This window comes from Cereibacter changlensis JA139 (assembly GCF_003034985.1).
Lineage (GTDB): Bacteria > Pseudomonadota > Alphaproteobacteria > Rhodobacterales > Rhodobacteraceae > Cereibacter > Cereibacter changlensis.
The window spans coordinates 1-1182 of the sequence record NZ_PZKG01000353.1 but is presented as its reverse complement, the minus strand read 5'-3'; the positions used below and the strand labels follow the sequence as shown (position 1 = coordinate 1182).

Annotated in this window: 2 protein-coding genes; both read right to left on the bottom strand. The window is 70.4% G+C overall.

Annotated elements, in window-relative coordinates; translation table 11 throughout:
• The coding region (locus C5F48_RS23995) for a universal stress protein (protein ID WP_107666151.1) at positions 1-753 on the bottom strand (753 nt) is incomplete at its 3' end.
• A 10-nt stretch (positions 754-763) separates the two neighbouring features.
• Positions 764-1182: STAS domain-containing protein (locus C5F48_RS23990; protein ID WP_146170765.1), on the bottom strand; the 419-nt coding region annotated here is incomplete at its 5' end.

Sequence of the window (1182 nt, the reverse complement as noted above, 5' to 3'; positions counted from 1 at the left end):
GACCAAGAGATCGAAGCCCTCCGCCTCGATCTTCCGCTTCAGCGCCACTTCCGGCTCGCCCTCGGTCACGGCGGTCTCCGCCTGCAGCCCCGCCGCGGCGAGCTGGGCCTGCGCCTCCTCCAGCCGGGCCCGGACAGGGGGCGTGTCGGACCCAGCGCAGGCGATGGTGATGGCGAGCCCGCGGAACACCGGGCTCTCCGCCATGCGCCGGATCGCGGTCCGGGCGCTGTCGCCGCCGTCATAGGCCACCAGCACCCGGGTGATCGGCCGGTAATCGGCGGCCGCCACGAAGACCGGCGCCCGGGACGACCGGATGATCCGCTCGAGATTCGAGCCGAGATGCCCTTCGGCAAAACCCGCCGCCTCGCCGCGCCGACCGATCACCAGCGCCCGGAGCGTCGGCTCCAGCTCCGACACCGCCTCGATCAGATCGCCCTGCCGCAGCCGCGGCGTCACCTCGGTGACCCCGCCCTCGGCCAGGATCGCCTGCGCATCGTCGAGGATGGCGCGACCCTTCGCCAGCGCCAGCTTCGCCCGCTGCGCGTCGAGCTCGGCCAGCTGCTCCAGCAGCGCCGTCCGCGCGCCGAGCTGCAGCGCCCCCGACAGGTCGCCGCCGGCGCCCCCCTCGCGCCGCCCCAGCACATGCAGCAGGTCAACCGAGGCACCGAGCCGGCCGGCGATCCAGGTGCTGTGCAGGCAGACGCTGCGCGCATGGGCGGAGCCGTCGACGAGGGCCAATATCTTGTCGGTCATGTCATCCTCCTCAATGGGCCATCAGCTTGTCCATCGCGCCCGGCTTGTCGTGGATCGCCAGCCGGTCGACGATGGTTTCGGTCGCTTGGTTCATGCCGACGATGCTCACCTCGGCCCCGTCGCGGCGGAACTTCAGCACCGCCATGTCCAGCGCCTGCACCGACGAGATATCCCAGATATGGGCGAGGCTCACGTCGATCACCACCCGGTCCAGCGCCTCGCGGAAGTCGAAGGCGTCCATGAAATCCTCGACCGAGCCGTAGAACAGCTGGCCCTCGACCACATAGGTCCGCTCGCGCCCGTCCTTCGACAGATGCGAGGTGACGCGGAACAGCTGGGCGATCTTGGCGGCGAAGAAGATGCCCGACAGCAGCACGCCGACCAGCACGCCGATGGCGAGGTTGTGGGTCCAGACCACGGTGATCACCG